Genomic DNA, 18,273 nt, shown 5'->3' on the forward strand with positions numbered 1-18,273 from the left:
TGTTAAACTATCGGCATAAGAATGTTTCGTTGTGTAAAGATTTCTTATTATATGAAATGATATTTCTTTGCTTAAAATTAAATTATGAAATATAGTTGCATTAGAAAGCGCAGTCAGTTATAATGCATTTGTAGAAAACGGTATCACTTGCGGGTGTTGGTCAAGGAGGAGAAGAGATGTTTGGCTTTTCGGTATTTATGAATCAAGACGTAACACCATCTGATTTAGCACAGATGGAAGAATTGGCTGTTTCATTCGACGGCATGTTTACCTCAATGCATATTCCTGAGGATGACAGTACACGTTATCGGGAGCGTTTAGGGGTGATTGGTGCGTTTGCCAAAAGACATCAACTGTCTTTAATGGTTGATATTTCTGGCAATGCGTTGACAGAAGCAGGGTTTTCAATCGACCGATTGGAGGAATTGATCGATCTTGGGGTCACAGGTTTACGGATGGATTACGCCATCGACAATCAACAGATCGCCCAGTTTTCCAAACAAATGCGTATTGCATTGAACGCTAGCACATTGACAGAAAAAGATGTCCAAGAACTTCAGACATATGGTGCTGACTTTACGCAATTAGAGGCGTGGCACAATTATTATCCCCGTCCAGAGACGGGATTGGCGGAGGAATGGCTCCAAGCCAAAAATCGTTGGTTGAAAGAGCAAGGCTTCTACGTTCAAGCCTTTGTGCCAGGAGATGATCGCCTGCGTGGCCCAATGTATGCGGGATTGCCCACATTAGAGGATCATCGTGGCATGACACCCTTTGCTGCGGCATTGGCCTTGCAAGAAACTGGCACAGTGGATGCCATTTATATAGGCGATGGCGGATTGACCCGTCAAAGTATCCAGCAGTTCAATGATTATATGCAACAAAACCTCATCACGTTGCGAGTCAAAGCTGTCGGTTCCGCCTATTTAGATACAGTGATTGGCCTTCATCAAAATCGACAAGATGAAGCCAGAGATGTCTTGCGCAGTGCAGATGCCCGATTTGGCGATGTTTCTTTTGTGAAACCAGAAGCACGTATGCCACGACCGATTGGAGCGGTGACCATCGACAATCAAGCCTATGAACGGTATATGGGGGAAATTCAAGTCTGCAAAAACGCTCTGCCAGCCGATCCCCGCGTCAATGTAGCAGCACAAGTGATTGCGGCAGATTTGCCCTTGATTCAACACATACACGCAGGAATGCGATTCAAAATAGAAAGAGATGATTCCAATGAGTAAAATCAATTTAGATAACTTGACCACAGAAAGAAGAAACACAGAAACCACCAATTTAGATGAGATGACGATCGCAGAAGCTTGTCAAAAGATGAACCGTGAAGATCAAAAAGTTGCTGAAGCGGTGGAACAAGAATTGCCAAGTATCGAGAAAGTCATTGAAGCGACGATTGCTTCATTAAAGAAAGGCGGCCGTTTGATTTATTTGGGCGCAGGTACCAGCGGGCGCTTGGGTGTTTTAGATGCGGCAGAATGTGTGCCGACCTTTGGTGTAGCACCTGAACTAGTGGTCGGCTTGATTGCAGGGGGCGAAAAAGCCATGACCGTTGCAGTAGAAGGTGCCGAAGATTCAATGACCCTCGGCAAACAAGATTTGGTCGATTTAGCTTTATCAGATAAAGATATGGTGGTTGGTATCGCCGCCAGCGGACGGACACCTTATGTGATTGGGGCATTAGATTATGCCAATCAAGTAGGGGCGACCACAGCCACGATTGCTTGCAATAAACAGGCAGAAATTTCGGATCATGCCAGTCTGCCAATCGAAGTCGATTGCGGACCGGAATTTCTGACAGGCTCGACTCGATTGAAGTCAGGGACAGCGCAAAAGTTGATTTTGAATATGATCTCAACAATCTCAATGGTTGGCATTGGCAAGGTGTATAATAACTTAATGGTCGATGTCAAAGCCACCAATGATAAATTGGTTGAACGTGCCAAACGTATCATTATGCAAGCCACGGAAGCGGACTATGACACAGCGGCTGCTTATTTTGACGCTGCGGAGCAAAACGTCAAACTAGCGATTGTTATGTTGTTGACCAATAGCAGCAAGGAAGACGCCCAAACCAAATTGACAGTGGGCAATGATTTTGTGAAAACAGCGATTGGAGGAGAAGGGTAATGGCAAAAGATACAGTAACAGTGGAGGAACTGGCAGCGAAGATTTTTGCAGCCTCTGGTGGAATGGAGAACGTGGAAACGGTCAATCATTGTATGACCCGCGTCCGCATGACGGTCCGTGATCACGACCAAGTGGACCAACAAGGACTGAAAGACATTCCAGGTGTCATGGGTGTCGTCAATGACGAACAGCTGCAAGTCATCATTGGACCAGGGAAAGTAAACAAAGTCGCCAATGCCATGGTGGCACAAGCAGGCGTCGACTTAGGACAAGAGATTCCACAAACAAATCAATCTGGCAAAGATGCCCTCAGTGCAAAAACAGCCGAAATGAAAGCTGCTCAAAAAGCAAAGCAAAAGCAATCACCAATCAAATCTTTGTTGAAAGATATTTCTAATATTTTTGTACCGATGATTCCAGCTTTTGTCGGTGCGGGATTGGTAGCGGGCATCGCTTCTGTGATGACCAACATGATCACTGCCGGCAGATTAGACGGTGATACGTGGAATTATTATGTCATGATCCTCAATGTTTTGAAGAATGGAATGTTTACATACCTTGCGATTTTTACAGGGGTCAATGCGGCACAAGTCTTCAAAGCCAATCCAACATTGGGTGGGGTGATCGGTTCTGTCATCTTACTCTCTGGTATGAATCCAGAGGCACCGATCCAAAACTTGTTCACAGGTGAAGCACTCCTCGTCAACCAAGGTGGTATCTTAGGCGTGATTTTCGCCGTATGGTTATTGGCAAAATTAGAGGCTGTATTGCACAAAGTGATTCCAGAAGCAATCGATATTATTGTGACCCCAACGTTGTGTTTGTTGATTATCGGTTTAGCAGAGATATTCTTGATTATGCCATTGGCCGGTGTCATTTCTGATAGTTTGGTAGGATCAATCAATTGGGTCCTAAATGTAGGCGGTGCCTTTTCAGGTTTTGTACTAGGGGCAGCCTTCTTACCAATGGTGATGTTTGGTCTGCATCAAATCTTAACGCCCATCCATATTCAAATGATTGAAGCAACTGGCAGCACCCAATTATTGCCGATCCTTGCAATGGCGGGTGCAGGTCAAGTCGGTGCGGCATTGGCTTTGTGGGTGCGTCTACGCAAAGACAAAGAATTAACGGAAATGATCAAAGGTGCTTTGCCAGTCGGTATCTTAGGGATCGGCGAGCCGTTGATCTATGGTGTGACGTTACCGCTGGGCCGCCCCTTTATCACAGCTTGTATTGGCGGCGGGATTGGTGGTGCCGTGATTGGTGCACTATCGACGATTGGTGCGACAGCGATCGGTCCTTCAGGGATGGCATTGATTCCATTGATTGCCAACGGTCGTTGGTTAGGCTACATCTTTGGCTTGCTGGCAGGTTATGCAGGCGGCTTTGTCGCTACGTATTTCTTTGGTATTCCTAAAGACCGCTTAGCGGCTGTACAAAGTTTGGATACAACGTCTACAACAACAGCACCGCAAGCAACTCCAGAAAAAACAACAGCTACACCTGCGCAAGCGACAACAACGACTTTTTATGCTGTTGCCAAGGGTGAAACCAAAGCACTGACGGAATCAAGCGATCCAGTCTTCCGTCAAAAAATGATGGGTGACGGCTACTTTGTTTTGCCAGAAGATGGTGCTATCTATGCACCGGTATCCGGAACAGTTACCACGGTCTTTCCGACGAAACATGCAATCGGATTCCAGACAGCTGCTGGATTAGATGTCTTGTTGCACATGGGTGTCGATACAGTCGAATTGAAAGGGGCACCTTTCGAGATCTTGGTGGAAGCAGGCCAAGAAGTGACGGCAGCAACACAAGTCGCACAAGTTGATCTTGCACAGCTGGTCCAACAACAAAAAGCAACTGAAATGTTGGTGATGATCACCAATATGGATGCAGTATCAACTGTAGAAGTAGTGAAAATTGGTGAAACATCAGCTGGTGAAGCCGTTCTTCATGCAAAATAAGCAATCCCCGTCTTTTAAAAAAGGCGGGGTATTTTTTAAGTTTTAAGTAAATCGATTGCTGAATATTTTGAGTTATGTTACAGTTTTGTTACAAATATGGGATCTTGTTGGAGGAGAAGAAGAATGAAAAAAGTATTTTGGCTGAGTTGCTGTATCCTTTTCTTATCACCGTTGACGACTTTGGCAGAAGAGTCTACTAGTGCCGCTATAGCACAGAGTAGTGATTCAAGTGTACAAATGACCAGTGAATCCGTTTCAGAACCAACGAATCAAACCAATACATCCAGTGACGAGGCAACAACTAACAGCACAGGGGAAACGACAGAAGCGACAGAAGCGACAGAAACGATTGATGCCGCTGCAGTGATTGCAACGATTCAATCAGATACAGGTGAGGAAACCAATAGCCAAACATTTTCTACACAAGAACAACCAAGCGACATGCGCCAATCGCTGCAGACGGGGATTGCCGATGGTCGTATCACCGCATTGACACAAGCCGAGTTGGATCAGTTATCAGATGAGCAGTTGGCACAAGCCAATCAGCTTGCATTGCGCTATTCAAGTGATGCGATGGGCTTCGATTTAGGTTTTTTTGGGAAAATCGTGCGGGCGTTGTGGATTGACCAAACACTGTCATGGTCAGCGATCGAAGCGCAACTGGCCTTTGATCCTAGCAGTTATGCCACCTTTTCTGCGATGATCCCAGACATGGATCAATTACAAGATTATTTGAATACCTTGTACCCAGCTACCGGTATTTTTCTGACAGTCAATCAAACCGTTTCTGAGGAATGGCTGACATCGATTTTGACAAACTTGGATGCAGTTGAAGCGCAATCAAGTGATGAGACGTTGTTCCCGGGCAGAATCGCTTGGATCATCCATGCGATCAACGAATCGTTGTACTTGCCAACAGTGGCGACAGAAACGACGAGTGACAGCCAACAAGCCGCTGAAACAGCGGAAACCGTTGTAAGCAGCGAGGGAACGACTGCATCAACTGCTGAAGCAACAGCACAAGATAACAGCAGTCTGCCAAAAACCAACGAAACCAAAAGCCCACTATTACTAATTGCTGGTGTGGTTTTGATTCTCTTGGTTCTCCTTATTTTTTGGCGAAGAAAAAAGAAATAATTGTTATTTATTAATAGAATAAATCTACATTTTTTGGCTGCCAAAGTAGGGATACTTGGGCAGTCTTTTTTGGTTGTTTGAAAATAAACCGCTTTTTCATTTCAATTATCCCACGTTAATAAAGAATCTATCTAAATGAACTTCATAAAAAATTCAAATTTAAATACTTGCATTCTTAATCAGAGGGTGTATAATGACACAGTGTCATATGACGATGTGTCATATTTGAACGATGTGATTTATTCAACTAAATTGAAAGGAGATCATTTGATTGCCAACAGAAACATTTTTTCATTTACCAGCTGAAAAGCAAAAACGTATTATGAACGCAGCCAAGAAAGAATTTTCTCGTTTGCCACTTAAGGATGCGTCGATTGCAACGATCATCAAGGATGCAGAAATCCCTCGAGGCAGTTTTTACCAGTATTTCGAAAATAAAGAAGACTTGTACTATTATTACTTTCACACGTTGAAAAGTGATAGTCAAAGAGATCTGATTCGATCGATCCAGCATGAAAATGGTGATTTGTTTGCGGGGTTTGAATGGTATTTTTCTCGGATGATCGAGGAAGTATTAAAAGGCAAAAATGCCAATTTTTATCGCAACTTGTTTTTGAGCATGGATTATCGGTCCTTCCATAAAGTTATGCCGGAAATACATAAAAAAATGCACCAAGCGCATCATGAAGAACGAAAAGCGACCCGGGAAAAAGAGGAAGCAGAATTTTTCGCGGAGATCGACAAAGATTTGTTGAAGGTCGCTGATGATCATGAATTGAAACTGCTGATCCAATTATTGATGCATACGGTATTTTCGACGATTACCGAAGCATATCGGCAGGTGCAAGCTGATCCTAGCTATGACCCATCATTGGCGATGTCAGATTTCAATAGCAAAATTCGCTGGTTACGAGAAGGCGCAAGGAAAGAAAGAGGGGAAACACATGACTAAATTGATCAAACGCGTATCAACCATATCTATCGTGATGGCTGTCGTGTTTATGGTGATCCAGGTAGTGGCAGATCTGTATTTGCCAACACTGACATCAAACATTATCAACAATGGGGTCGCAACCGGTGATATTGATTATATATGGAAAACGGGATTTTATATGATTGGTTTTTCAATGATCAGTATCTTGGCAGCATTAGCAAATACCTATTTTGCTACCCGCGAGTCTCAAAAATTAGGACAAAAATTACGTTCTGATATTTACCAAAAAGTAGAAAATTTCTCAGCTCGTGCATTTGATAAATTCGGTACCGCATCTTTGATCACGCGGACCACCAATGACGTGAACCAAATTCAAATGGTGACACAAATGTTCTTGCGGATGATGATCAATGCGCCTATCACATTGATCGGTGCCAGCTTCTTGGCGTATCAAAAAGATGCACAACTGACACGGATCTTCTTAGTCGTTATTCCGATCATGCTGGTTCTTGTCGGCGGCATTATGTATTTTGCCGTACCGCTATTCAAAAGCATGCAAAAGAAAACCGACCGTTTGAACTTGGTTTTCCGTGAAGGATTAACCGGTGTACGTGTCATCCGGGCTTTTGACAAAACGAAATATGAAGCCAAGCGCTTTGACGATGCCAACAAAGACTACACCCAAACAGCGATCAAAGTGAATACGATCGTGGCACTGATGATGCCATTGATGACATTGATCATGAGTGGAACCAATATTGCCATTACATGGTTTGGCGGTCACTATATCGCTGAAATGACCTTAGAAGTAGGGAATTTGATTGCCTTCATGACGTATGCAGCCCAAATTCTGATCAGTTTCATGATGTTATCCATGATTTTTGTTATGGTACCAAGAGCACAAGCTTCTGCTGATCGGATCAATGAAGTATTAAATGAAGAAGATGAAGTCTTGGATCCTCAATCACCAGAAAGATTGACATTGAAAGGCAACCAAGCAACTTTGCGCTTTGATCAAGTCAGCTACCGCTATCCAGGTGCCGAAAAGTCAGCCCTTGAAGCAATTGATTTTGAGGCGGAATCTGGAGACTTCGTCGCAATCATCGGTGGGACAGGCTCTGGGAAAACCACATTGGTCAATCTATTGCCGCGATTGTTTGATGTCGAAACCGGATCAATCCGTATCAATGACACAAATATTGCTGCGGTGACCCAACACAATTTAAGAGAAGTCGTAGGCTTCGTGCCGCAAAAAGCAGTACTTTTCTCTGGTACGATTCGGGAAAACATGTTGTACGGAAAGCCCGATGCAACAGAGGAAGATATTTGGAAAGCTTTGGAAATCGCGCAAGCCAAAGACTTTGTATCAGAACTTGAAGACGGGCTTGAAAGCCGTGTGGAACAAGGCGGGGGCAATTTCTCCGGTGGTCAACGCCAACGGTTAGCCATCGCACGTGCATTGGTCAAACAAGCCGATGTTTATGTCTTTGATGATTCTTTCTCAGCGCTAGACTTCAAAACCGATGCCAATCTGCGGGCCGCTTTAAAACGGGACATGCAAGATAGTATCATGGTCGTTGTCGCACAACGCGTCAGCACAGTAATGGATGCCGATACGATCCTTGTTCTTGATGAAGGACAATTGGTGGGTAAAGGCAACCACGACACATTATTAGCAGAAAACGAAACCTACCAAGAAATCGTTTCTTCACAATTGAGAGAGGAGGATCTTGCATGAGTGAAAAGAAAACCAACACAAACCAAAGCCATCGTGGTGGACCAATGGGTGGCGGACCTGGCCGAAATATAGGCGCCAAAGGACCAAAAGCCAAAAACTTTTGGGGCACAGTCAAACGGCTCTTTGGCTACATGTCGAAACGGTCGATGGCCATCATCGCTGTCTTTGTCTTAGCCATCGCAGCAGTCATTTTCCAAATCCAAACGCCAAAAATCTTAGGGGAAGCCACTACTGAGATCTTTAAAGGCGTGACGATCGGTGCGCAACAAATGCAAGCCGGTCAAACAGTCACTGAATTTCCAATCGATTTTGACAAAGTCGGGCAAATCATTTTGATTGCTATCGGTATGTACGTGATCTCCGCAGTCTTCAACTTTATGCAACAGTTCATTATGACCCGCGTTTCCCAACGCACCGTCTATGAATTGCGCCGTGATTTAGATGAAAAGATGAATCGGTTGCCAATCTCTTATTACGATACCCATTCCAATGGGGATATCATGTCTCGGGCAATCAACGATATGGATAACATTGCCAGCACATTGCAACAAAATCTGACTCAATTTATTACAAGTGTCGTCACCTTCATTGGTGTCTTGTGGATGATGTTAACGATCAGTTGGCAATTGACTTTGGTGGCACTAGCAACGGTCCCATTAAGCTTAGTGGTCGTGATGATCGTGGCACCAAAATCACAAAAATTCTTTGCTGCCCAACAAAAGAGCTTGGGTTTACTGAATGACCAAGTAGAAGAAACGTATGGTGGTCATACAGTAGTCAAAACCTTCAATCATGAAGCCGCTGACCAAGTCGTCTTTGAAGAAGAAAACGATCGTTTGTATACTGCAGGTTGGAAAGCCCAATTTATCTCAGCGATCATTATGCCATTGATGAACTTTATCAAAAACTTAGGCTATGTTTTTGTCGCAGTCTTAGGTGGGATCAAGGTCGCCAACGGGAACATGACTTTAGGTGATGTGCAAGCATTCTTGCAATATACCAATCAATTCTCGCAACCAATCACGCAAATTGCCAGTTTGTTGAATACGATCCAATCAACAGTTGCCTCAGCAGAACGGGTTTTTGAAGTGTTAGATGAAGAAGAAATGACTGATGAAGCTTCTGGATTGCCTGTCGAAGATACGGAATATAAAGTCCGTTTCGATCACGTACAATTCGGTTACAGCCCAGACAAATTGTTGATGACTGACTTTAATTTAGATGTCAAAGCAGGAGAAATGGTCGCCATCGTTGGCCCAACTGGTGCGGGTAAAACCACACTGATCAATTTGCTAGAACGGTTCTATGATGTCAGTGGCGGGAGCATTCGCTATGACGGCAAAGATACCCGCGATTTGACACGGGATGAATTGCGCAGCAATATCTCGATGGTCTTGCAAGATACCTGGTTATTTACAGGATCGATCTATGACAATATTCATTATGGCAATGAACAAGCAACCAAAGAACAAGTGATTGCTGCTGCGAAAGCGGCCCACGTCGATGATTTTGTTCGTAAATTACCTGAAGGCTATGATACAGTCTTGAATGAAGAAGCCAGCAATATTTCTCAAGGACAACGTCAATTGATCACCATCGCACGGGCGTTCTTGGCCGATCCAGATGTCTTGATCTTAGATGAAGCAACATCAAGTGTGGATACCCGGACAGAAATTTTGATCCAAAAAGCAATGGGTCGCTTATTAGAAAACCGGACCAGCTTTGTAGTAGCACACCGTCTGTCAACGATTCGCGATGCCGACAATATCATCGTGATGAACCACGGATCAATCGTCGAAACAGGGAACCACGAATCATTGATGGCGCAAAACGGATTCTATGCCGACTTGTACAATAGTCAGTTTTCAGAAGATGCTGCATAAGCGTCTATAGAAACAATAAAATAAAGCATTCGTGCAAAAACCAGTTAGATTTTCGTCTAACTGGTTTTTTGTTGAGAAGAACAGGTGAAGGATTCAAATGAGAGGTACCTTTGTATGAGGGAACACAAATATCTATGAACACTTTTGTGTTCGTGGTATAATGTATATAAGTATCGGAGGGAGTGGATAAAGATGGCGACAATTACAGTGCGTGTTACAGAGGACGAAAAAAAATTTCTAGACCAGATGGCAACTTTCGAAGGCAAAAGCTTGTCCGATTTATTGAAATCAAAGACGTTAGAATCTTTAGAAGATGCCTATGATGCATCAGTTGGCGATATTGCCTATGAATCCTATTTAAAGGATAAGAAATCTACGCCACTTTCTGCGTTATTAAATGAATATGGACTATCTGATTAATGGTTAGATATGCGATAGAAACAACTGCAAGATTTGATAAACAGCTAAAAAAGTTGGATCGGTTTGAAGCAGTGATGATTCTAAAGTGGCTGGCAAAGAATGTTGAAGGTATGAATGATCCCAGACAAATAGGCAAAGCACTTGTCGGCAATTATGCTGGGAAATGGCGTTATCGAATCGGTCATTATCGAGTGATCGTTATGATAGATGATCATGCGCTAATTGTTTTAGCGATGGAAGTAGGGCATCGACGCAGTATATATATGAAATAAACAGATTGTGCCAATTATGGGAAAGATTTATGTTTGGTGGGCACAATCTTTTTTGAAAAACATAGGAGAGAGACAGTTTCGACTGTCTGTCTTTTTTTTGAATAAAAATGACAATAATTTAAATAAATATTGCTAATTAGGGTGTTTTTATGTATATTAATACATAAAATATGAAAGAGCGTGATATGATGAGTCATTTATTTCCTAATTATAATAAACTGCCCTTTGAGATTGTTGAAGGACAAGGGAGTTACGTGAAAGATGAACATGGACAGCAATATCTCGACTTTACAAGTGGGATTGGTGTAGTCAACCTTGGGTATGGGCATCCAGTTGTCCAAGAGGCTTTGCTGAAACAAGCAGAGACCCTGTGGCATATGCCCAATCTATACAACAGTCAATTGCAAGAAACCGTGGCGACCCAATTGGTGCAGCAGATCCCTGCATCAGAAGAGTACGCGGTTTATTTTTGCAATAGTGGCGCAGAAGCAAATGAAGCGGCGTTGAAATTGGCCCGTAAAGCGACGGGACGGACACAAATCATCAGTTTCCAGCAATCTTTCCACGGGCGGACATTTGGTGCGATGTCCGCGACAGGACAAGAATCGATCCATGCTGGGTTTGGTCCACTGGTCCCTGGATTCACTTATCTGCCATTCAATGATGCAGCAGCATTGGCTGCCATTACAGCAGATACGGCTGCTGTCATATTGGAGTTGGTCCAAGGGGAAGGCGGCGTGATTCCAGCTGAGAAGGGATGGGTCCAAGCCGTAGCTGCCCATTGCAAAGACACTGGCACCTTACTGATCATCGATGAGATTCAAACTGGGATGGGCCGCACCGGTACCTTTTATGCTTTTGCGCACTATGGGATCGAGCCGGATATTTTCACCCTGGCCAAAGGATTAGGCAATGGCATCCCTGTAGGTGCGATGATAGGGAAAGCTGCTTTGCAAACAGCATTTGGTGCTGGAAGTCATGGTTCGACATTTGGGGGCAATAAACTGGCGATGGCAGCTGCCGCCGCAGTTTGTCAGCAAATCTCCGAGGCTCCTTTGCAACACAACGTCCAAGCACGCAGTGCGCAACTGATGGACGGACTAAAAGATTTGCCAGCTGTAGAAACGCTTCGCGGAAGAGGCCTAATGATCGGGATCGTTTTAGCGGATGCTGACACCTTACAACAAGTGATGAGTCACCTAAGAGAGGAACAGTTATTGGCATTGAAAGCGGGCAGTCGTGTGTTACGACTACTCCCTCCTTTGACCATCACAGAAGAAGAGACCGCAGCTGGTATCGCCATCTTGAGACGCGTTTTGGCGCAGTGCTGATCCGTGTCTGTAAATGTATAAAAAAACAAAAATCGAAGATAAAAACGAATATTCGTTTGAATTTTATGAATATTTTTATAAATAATCGTTGACATCTCTTTGGACGTTGCCTATAATCATAAGTAATTTATTACAAGGAGGCAGAAAGGTTTGAAGGCAGCAATCGTTGGTGTAACTGGATATACAGGGGTTGAATTGATTCGTTTGATCCAACAGCATCCTAAGTTGACAATTGGTACGATCCATAGTCATACAATGCATGAACATGCAGAAAAAGTGTATCCTCATTTAAATGGCTTTCTGGATCAAGAGATTTTGCCGTATGATCCGCAATTGATTCAACAAGAAAATGACTTGGTCTTCTTTGCGACACCTGCTGGCATTAGTAAAACGCTGGCCGCAGACTTTGTTGAAAAGAAGTTTCCTATCATCGATTTATCTGGCGATCTGCGTTTGAAAAAGCCTTCAGATTATCAGAGATATTATCAAAAAGAACCAGCTGAAGCAGCGTTGTTGGCCCAAGCTGAATACGTGGTGCCAGAATTCAATACTGCCCAAGGGAATTTGATCGCCAATCCTGGCTGTTATGCAACGGCAGCTATTTTGGCATCAGCACCGATTGTCCAACAAGGTTGGTTAGCTGGTACGATGATTTTTGATGGCAAATCTGGACTTTCCGGTGCAGGGAAGTCTTTGACGGACAGCAGCCATTATGTGAGTGCATCAGAAAATATGACGATGTACAAAGTGAATCAGCATCAGCATATCCCAGAGATCCTGCAACAATTGCAGCAATGGGATCCTGACCTGCAGCATATTCACTTCTCGACCAGTTTGATTCCGGTGAAGCGAGGGATTTTCATGACCTTATATGCACCGATCAAAGAAACCGTTACGGAAGCCATGTTGTATCAGCAATTTTTGGAGACTTATGAAAAAGCCGCATTTGTGCGCGTGCAGCCGCTGGGGAAGATGCCAGCATTGCGGCAAGTCACTACAACCAATTTTTGTGACATTGGGTTATCCATGAATCAAGAAACACAGATTTTGACAGTTGCAGCAGTCATCGACAATTTGGGCAAAGGGGCTGCAGGACAAGCCATTCAAAATTTTAATGTATGGGCTGGTCTGCCAGAAACAGCGGGGTTGCTGCAAGTACCGATCTACCCGTAAACAAAACAAATGCAAAACAAAGAATCATCGTTGGATAAGCAGGAGGAAAAGAGTATGGAAGTCATAGCCGGAACTATTGCGTCGCCAAAAGGATTTTATGCAGACGGGATCCATTGCGGATTGAAGAAAACGAAAGTTGATTTGGGGTGGATCGTCTCTGAAGTGCCTGCCAATGCGGCGGCTGTATTTACCACGAACCAAGTACAAGCAGCACCCATCCAAGTCACCAAAGAAAAAATGGCCTCAGGGCAACTACAAGGAGTCATCGTCAATGCCGGCAACGCCAATGCCTGTACGGGTGCGCAAGGGTACACAGACGCGCAGCAGATGGCGATTGCCGCAGCAGATCATCTTGGCGTGGCCGCTGACCAAATGGCTGTTGCCTCTACGGGAATCATTGGTCGACCATTGCCGATGGAGAAAGTGACGGCTGGGATTGCACAGCTGCAAAAAACAGGTGACCCTCAAGCGTTCCAAAAAGCGATCCTGACGACAGATCTAACTGAAAAACAAATCGTCATCCAAACGCAAATAGGCGGTAAAACGGTGACGATGGCTGGTTGTGCCAAAGGTTCAGGGATGATTCATCCGAATATGGCGACGATGTTGGCATTTGTCACCACCGATGCGGCAATCGCAACAGACCTGCTGCAACAGCTTTTGCGGGAACTGACAGAGGTCACCTTCAATCAAATCACTGTTGACGGCGACACATCCACCAATGACATGGTCCTGGTTTTGGCCAATGGCTTAGCTGGACAGCCAGAAATCCAAAAAGATACCGCTGACTATCACGCTTTCAAAGAAATGTTCCAAGCCGTGTTGACAGCATTAGCCAAAGAAATCGCCCAAGATGGCGAAGGGGCCACCAAATTGATTGAAGCCAAAACCACTGGTGCTGTATCTGATGAAGCGGCACGTATGATCAGCAAAACCATCGTTGGCTCACCTTTGGTCAAAACTGCTTTGTTTGGCAAAGACCCTAACTGGGGACGAATATTGTGTGCGGTAGGCTATAGCGGACAACCTATCGATCCAAATGCGCTATCGATCTCATTGGCCGGGATCCTTGTTTTTGAAGCAGGAAAGCCCGTCTTCTTTGACGAAGAATGTATGCAAGAGAAGTTGGAAGGATCAGCAATCGAGATTCTAGTTGCGATGGCACAAGGAACAGGGCAAGGCATGGCTTGGGGCTGTGATTTGACCTATGATTATGTCAAAATCAACGCCCTCTACCATACTTGACTTGAAGATTGAAAAGGAGGATCGTCTATGGAAACGATCGTAATCAAAATTGGCGGCGTGGCTTCAGATAACTTAACACCAGAATTTTTTCAAGTTGTTCATGAATGGCAAGCGGCTGGCAAGAAAGTTGTGATCGTCCATGGCGGTGGTCACTATATTTCAGAAATGATGGAGAAAATGGCGTTGCCAGTTACCATCAAAGACGGATTACGGGTCACTGATCCGCAAACGCTGGAGGTGACCCGTATGGTTCTTTTGGGTCAAGTTCAACCAATGATCACCACGCGCTTTCAAAAAGCTGGTTTGCAGGCAGTCGGCTTAAATGCCGGGTGTGATCAATTGATTACAGGTGCGGTCATCGACGAAGACCAGTTGGGCTTTGTCGGCCAAGTCGCGCATATCAATACCGTATTCTTACAACTACTGACACAAAAACAGCATATTCCAATCATTGCGCCGTTAGGTATCACAGAAGCTGGTCAGTGGTTGAATATCAACGCAGATGAAGTTGCGTGTCAAGTCGCGGCCAGTTTACAAGCGGAGAAGTTATTTCTTTTAACAGATGTGCCGGGAATCAAGAAGGACAACGAATGGTTAGGAAAAGTCGCGTTTTCTGAAATGGCTGCATTGATTGAAGATCGGGTGGTGACCGGCGGGATGCTACCAAAGGTGCTAAGTGCCCAAAAAGCTTTATTGGCAGGGGTTTCTACAGTCTGCATCACCGACCAGATCAGCCATGACGGTACAGAGATCTTCGGTGTTGACCAATTGGCTGTCATGGCTTGAAAATGAATAAATCATGTTATATAAAGCGTGATATTTCTGTCAAATTATGGGTATTCGCTTTTCTGTTTGTTATTTATGGAGTTTTCTTTCTTTTCATGCAAAAAGAAATGTATTTTTGACATGGATTTCATTTGCTAGAATGGATTTTTATCAGTACAATGAGAACAAATGCAAGTAGGGGGAGAAACAATGACAGATTTCTTATTGGGGAGCAGTACCAGGCTATTGACAGTGGCGATACGTGTCAAAGATCGCGACCAAGCAATCGTGTTTTATCGAGATGTATTAGGGTTTGAATTAAAAAGAGAAGAAAATGAGTTGGCAATCTTTGGATACAAAGGTGATGCCAAGGAGATCTTGTGGTTAGAAGAGAGTCCAAGAGCAACTGACCATACCGGTGAAATCAAGAAAATGCAACGTATTGTTTTGGAAGTAGCGACGTTAGCAGAAGCTGCGACAATTGCCGAAAATGTCCAACAACGGGCACTGAAATTTGAAGATATGCGCTTCGAAGACAATCAATTAGGCTTCACATTGGCTGATCCAGAAGGCAATCTGATCGAAGTGCGTTATACCGCACAAGACAGCGAAACGATTCCAAGCAATGAAGCGGATCTGATCAATGCAGCGCCCAAAAAGCCAGCAGCGCTTTCAGCAGCAGTACGTTTTGGCAAATTGTATTTGCACGTCAGTGATTTGGCTAAAGCACAAGCATTCTTAGAAAATGTGTTAGGATTGAAAACACAAGAAGCTGAAAAACAAGCTTTTCTTTTGAATGATGGCGATTTTCAAGTTGGATTGACGCAAGCCGAGGGCGGTACGATCGATTTACCGACCCACGAGGTATTAGGCCTTGACTTCCTGAAAATCTCGATCAGTCAAGATGATCTTGATACATTAGAAACACATTTAACAGCCGAAAACCAAGAATTCTTTATTGATAAGAAACGCAAATTGTTGACGACCTACGATACCATTGGGATTGAATGGTGGTTTATTGTGCAAAAGGAAGTTGTTGCATGTAATAGCAAATAATTATTCGAAAGATACTCTCCAACACGGGCAGTATCTTTTTTTTCGTCTAGTTGTGGCATAGAAAAAAGCCGGTTAGAATGAGAGAAGGAAAATTTAGAGGAAAGCAAGGAATAGGTATGTATGCAAAAACATTGGCACGAATAGAAGAAAAGATGCCCCACGTTTATCCCGGGGCGGTGGTTCGTTTTATAAAAAAGGCGTCTCAAGAGACCTACGCCCTTGGTCATGCGTCTATTTATCCAACAAAAGAAACTATGACCGCAGCACATGTATTTGATATAGCATCATTAACGAAAGTTATTTGTACAACCACTGTTATCTTGAAGTGTTGGGACCAAGGAGACATCGATTTGGAGGATCCATTGCAGAAGTGGCTGCCAGCTTTCAAGGATCCTCGCGTAAAAATCAAGCATCTATTGACCCATACGGCCGCTATCGATACGTGGATTCCTCAACGGGATCAATTGTCTGCGGAGGAATTGACAGCTGCTTATCTGGCACTTGTCAGTGATGGGTCCGCTGGTCGGCGGGTTCAATATACGGATACAGGCTTTATCCTATTAGGCTTTCTCTTAGAAGAACGCTACCAAAAACCATTGACCGAGATTTTTTGCGAACAAGTGCTAGATCCGTTGGGCATGTCCCACAGCGGCTTTCCGCCGTTTTCGCAAGCTGCTATGCATAAAATCGTTCCAACGGAAAAACAAGCAGATGGCCAGATACTCAGGGGTGTCACCCACGATCCCAAGGCGCGGATCTTGGGTCCTCATGCAGGCAATGCAGGATTGTTCTCGACGGTTGATGACTTGACGATTTTTGTGCAGGCATTATTTGCAAGTGAACAGCAACAATCTTTTTTATCAACGCGTGTCATGGATGCGTTGAAACAGCCGCAAACAAAAGGTGAGCGGTTGCGCACATACGGATGGGATCTGAAGGGGCCAACTCAGCAACTATTTCATACAGGTTACACGGGTACATTTCTGTTGGTTGACCTTAAAAAGCAGCAAGCCTTCATCTTTTTGTCCAATCGCGTGCATCCAGCGGATTATCGAGAAGTGTATATCAAACACCGCGATGAAATTGTCACAACTTATCTAAAAGAATCTCAAACGTAACCCGTTTCATGTTATAATATCCACGAACAATTAGAGAGGGGATCAATTATGGAACCATTATTTATGAAACCTGTTTTTCAAGAAAAAATTTGGGGCGGCAGCCGTCTGCATTCAGTTTTCGGATTTGATTTGCCAAATGACAAAATCGGCGAAGATTGGGCAATCAGTGCGCATCCCCACGGTGTCAGTGTCATTGAAAACGGACCGTTCAAAGGGAAAACACTGGTGGATTTATGGCGTGACCATCAAGAATTGTTTGGCCACTCAGATGAAGCCGTGTTTCCATTATTAATCAAAATATTGGATGCAGAGGATGATTTGTCCGTTCAAGTGCATCCGGATGATACTTACGGATTAGCCCACGAGGGTGAATTAGGAAAAACGGAATGCTGGTATATTATCGATGCCGAACCCGGTGCCGAGATCATTTATGGCCACCATGCCAAAAACAAAGAAGAATTAGCTGAAATGATCAAGGATGGTCGTTGGGATGACCTCTTAACCAAAGTGCCTGTCAAAAAAGGCGATTTCTTCTATGTACCAAGTGGTACGATCCATGCGATCGGCAAAGGAATCATGATTCTTGAGACCCAACAAAGTTCCGATACGACTTATCGTGTTTATGATTATGATCGGACAGATGCACAAGGACAGACCCGTGAGCTGCACATCCAACAATCTATTGACGTAACAACAGTTCCAGCGCGAACGCCTGAACTATCCATCAAGGAAGTCAAACAAGGCAATTCGGCTGTTGTAACGTATCTGGAAACACCATTTTTTAATGTCTATGAATGGGAAGTGCGTGGCAAGTTAAGTTTGCAGCAACAATCTGATTACACATTGATGACCGTGATTCAGGGATATGGTCATTTGGTGATCGATGGCCATTCCTATGAGCTGAAAATGGGCACCAGCTGTATTTTGCCAAACCCAATCAAGAAATGGGAACTGGTAGGAGAGCTCACAGTGATTGCTTCTGAACCGGGCAAAGAGTAGCCCAACATAGTATATCGGATAGCTGCCCTGACTGTGTGCGCAAAGGGCAGCTATTTTTTGCGCAGTGGTTTCCAATAGACGCAAGCGTCAGTT

General features: G+C 44.1%; 16 protein-coding genes. All 16 read left to right on the top strand.

What is annotated here, in order from left to right:
• The first annotated feature begins 176 nt into the window (after window positions 1–176).
• The 16 genes from A5886_RS02085 to manA all read left to right on the top strand — a co-directional run bounded on the left by A5886_RS02085 (window position 177) and on the right by manA (window position 18,180).
• Window positions 177–1,241: a DUF871 domain-containing protein gene (locus A5886_RS02085; protein WP_086273409.1), complete on the top strand. Its 1,065-nt coding sequence runs from the start codon at window positions 177–179 to the stop codon at window positions 1,239–1,241.
• Window positions 1,234–2,142 carry an N-acetylmuramic acid 6-phosphate etherase gene (gene murQ / locus A5886_RS02090; RefSeq protein ID WP_086273410.1) on the top strand — a complete coding sequence of 303 codons (909 nt, stop codon included), beginning with the start codon at window positions 1,234–1,236 and terminating at the stop codon, window positions 2,140–2,142. Before A5886_RS02085 ends, murQ begins: the two co-directional genes overlap by 8 nt.
• Window positions 2,142–4,109 carry a glucose PTS transporter subunit IIA gene (locus A5886_RS02095; RefSeq protein ID WP_086273411.1) on the top strand — a complete coding sequence of 656 codons (1,968 nt, stop codon included), beginning with the start codon at window positions 2,142–2,144 and terminating at the stop codon, window positions 4,107–4,109. Before murQ ends, A5886_RS02095 begins: the two co-directional genes overlap by 1 nt.
• A gap of 123 nt (window positions 4,110–4,232) precedes the next feature.
• Window positions 4,233–5,246 (top strand): LPXTG cell wall anchor domain-containing protein, encoded by a 1,014-nt coding sequence (locus A5886_RS02100; RefSeq protein WP_179189953.1) that lies wholly within the window; start codon window positions 4,233–4,235, stop codon window positions 5,244–5,246.
• Window positions 5,247–5,517: 271 nt separating this feature from the next.
• The gene (locus A5886_RS02105; RefSeq protein ID WP_086273413.1) at window positions 5,518–6,198 is read left to right on the top strand and encodes a TetR/AcrR family transcriptional regulator; all 681 of its coding nucleotides are present in this window, start codon (window positions 5,518–5,520) and stop codon (window positions 6,196–6,198) included.
• Window positions 6,191–7,918: an ABC transporter ATP-binding protein gene (locus A5886_RS02110; protein WP_086273414.1), complete on the top strand. Its 1,728-nt coding sequence runs from the start codon at window positions 6,191–6,193 to the stop codon at window positions 7,916–7,918. Before A5886_RS02105 ends, A5886_RS02110 begins: the two co-directional genes overlap by 8 nt.
• Entirely contained in the window at window positions 7,915–9,801 is a 1,887-nt protein-coding gene (locus tag A5886_RS02115) for an ABC transporter ATP-binding protein (RefSeq protein WP_086273415.1), read from the top strand. Before A5886_RS02110 ends, A5886_RS02115 begins: the two co-directional genes overlap by 4 nt.
• 192 nt (window positions 9,802–9,993) lie before the next feature.
• A complete protein-coding gene (relB, locus tag A5886_RS02120) occupies window positions 9,994–10,221 on the top strand; it encodes a type II toxin-antitoxin system RelB family antitoxin (RefSeq protein WP_086273416.1) in 228 nt (75 codons plus the stop codon).
• Window positions 10,221–10,493: a type II toxin-antitoxin system RelE family toxin gene (locus A5886_RS02125; protein WP_086273417.1), complete on the top strand. Its 273-nt coding sequence runs from the start codon at window positions 10,221–10,223 to the stop codon at window positions 10,491–10,493. The genes relB and A5886_RS02125 overlap by 1 nt, the downstream gene beginning before the upstream one ends.
• A gap of 188 nt (window positions 10,494–10,681) precedes the next feature.
• Window positions 10,682–11,824 (top strand): acetylornithine transaminase, encoded by a 1,143-nt coding sequence (gene argD / locus A5886_RS02130; protein WP_086273418.1) that lies wholly within the window; start codon window positions 10,682–10,684, stop codon window positions 11,822–11,824.
• Between the two features lie 150 nt (window positions 11,825–11,974).
• Complete coding sequence (gene argC / locus A5886_RS02135) at window positions 11,975–12,997, top strand: N-acetyl-gamma-glutamyl-phosphate reductase (RefSeq protein WP_086273419.1); 1,023 nt, start codon at window positions 11,975–11,977, stop codon at window positions 12,995–12,997.
• A gap of 54 nt (window positions 12,998–13,051) precedes the next feature.
• Window positions 13,052–14,242, top strand: a complete 1,191-nt coding sequence (gene argJ, locus A5886_RS02140) for a bifunctional glutamate N-acetyltransferase/amino-acid acetyltransferase ArgJ (protein WP_086273420.1) — start codon at window positions 13,052–13,054, stop codon at window positions 14,240–14,242.
• A 27-nt stretch (window positions 14,243–14,269) separates the two neighbouring features.
• Complete coding sequence (gene argB / locus A5886_RS02145; protein ID WP_086273421.1) at window positions 14,270–15,028, top strand: acetylglutamate kinase; 759 nt, start codon at window positions 14,270–14,272, stop codon at window positions 15,026–15,028.
• Between the two features lie 189 nt (window positions 15,029–15,217).
• Window positions 15,218–16,063, top strand: a complete 846-nt coding sequence (locus tag A5886_RS02150) for a VOC family protein (protein WP_086273422.1) — start codon at window positions 15,218–15,220, stop codon at window positions 16,061–16,063.
• A 116-nt stretch (window positions 16,064–16,179) separates the two neighbouring features.
• Window positions 16,180–17,181 carry a serine hydrolase domain-containing protein gene (locus A5886_RS02155; protein WP_086273423.1) on the top strand — a complete coding sequence of 334 codons (1,002 nt, stop codon included), beginning with the start codon at window positions 16,180–16,182 and terminating at the stop codon, window positions 17,179–17,181.
• A gap of 45 nt (window positions 17,182–17,226) precedes the next feature.
• Window positions 17,227–18,180 carry a mannose-6-phosphate isomerase, class I gene (gene manA, locus A5886_RS02160; RefSeq protein WP_179190068.1) on the top strand — a complete coding sequence of 318 codons (954 nt, stop codon included), beginning with the start codon at window positions 17,227–17,229 and terminating at the stop codon, window positions 18,178–18,180.
• Window positions 18,181–18,273: the final 93 nt, after the last annotated feature.

Origin of the sequence: Candidatus Enterococcus testudinis (assembly GCF_002140915.1) — a bacterium.
Classification (GTDB): Bacteria; Bacillota; Bacilli; order Lactobacillales; family Enterococcaceae; genus Enterococcus_D; species Enterococcus_D testudinis.

Excerpts from the sequence above, each read along its gene's own strand:
- A5886_RS02085 (WP_086273409.1), top strand. The coding sequence starts at position 177 with ATGTTTGGCTTTTCGGTATTTATGAATCAAGACGTAACACCATCTGAT.
- murQ (WP_086273410.1), top strand. The coding sequence starts at position 1,234 with ATGAGTAAAATCAATTTAGATAACTTGACCACAGAAAGAAGAAACACA.
- A5886_RS02095 (WP_086273411.1), top strand. The coding sequence starts at position 2,142 with ATGGCAAAAGATACAGTAACAGTGGAGGAACTGGCAGCGAAGATTTTT.
- A5886_RS02100 (WP_179189953.1), top strand. The coding sequence starts at position 4,233 with ATGAAAAAAGTATTTTGGCTGAGTTGCTGTATCCTTTTCTTATCACCG.
- A5886_RS02110 (WP_086273414.1), top strand. The coding sequence starts at position 6,191 with ATGACTAAATTGATCAAACGCGTATCAACCATATCTATCGTGATGGCT.
- A5886_RS02115 (WP_086273415.1), top strand. The coding sequence starts at position 7,915 with ATGAGTGAAAAGAAAACCAACACAAACCAAAGCCATCGTGGTGGACCA.
- relB (WP_086273416.1), top strand. The coding sequence starts at position 9,994 with ATGGCGACAATTACAGTGCGTGTTACAGAGGACGAAAAAAAATTTCTA.
- A5886_RS02125 (WP_086273417.1), top strand. The coding sequence starts at position 10,221 with ATGGTTAGATATGCGATAGAAACAACTGCAAGATTTGATAAACAGCTA.
- argD (WP_086273418.1), top strand. The coding sequence starts at position 10,682 with ATGAGTCATTTATTTCCTAATTATAATAAACTGCCCTTTGAGATTGTT.
- argJ (WP_086273420.1), top strand. The coding sequence starts at position 13,052 with ATGGAAGTCATAGCCGGAACTATTGCGTCGCCAAAAGGATTTTATGCA.
- argB (WP_086273421.1), top strand. The coding sequence starts at position 14,270 with ATGGAAACGATCGTAATCAAAATTGGCGGCGTGGCTTCAGATAACTTA.
- A5886_RS02150 (WP_086273422.1), top strand. The coding sequence starts at position 15,218 with ATGACAGATTTCTTATTGGGGAGCAGTACCAGGCTATTGACAGTGGCG.
- A5886_RS02155 (WP_086273423.1), top strand. The coding sequence starts at position 16,180 with ATGTATGCAAAAACATTGGCACGAATAGAAGAAAAGATGCCCCACGTT.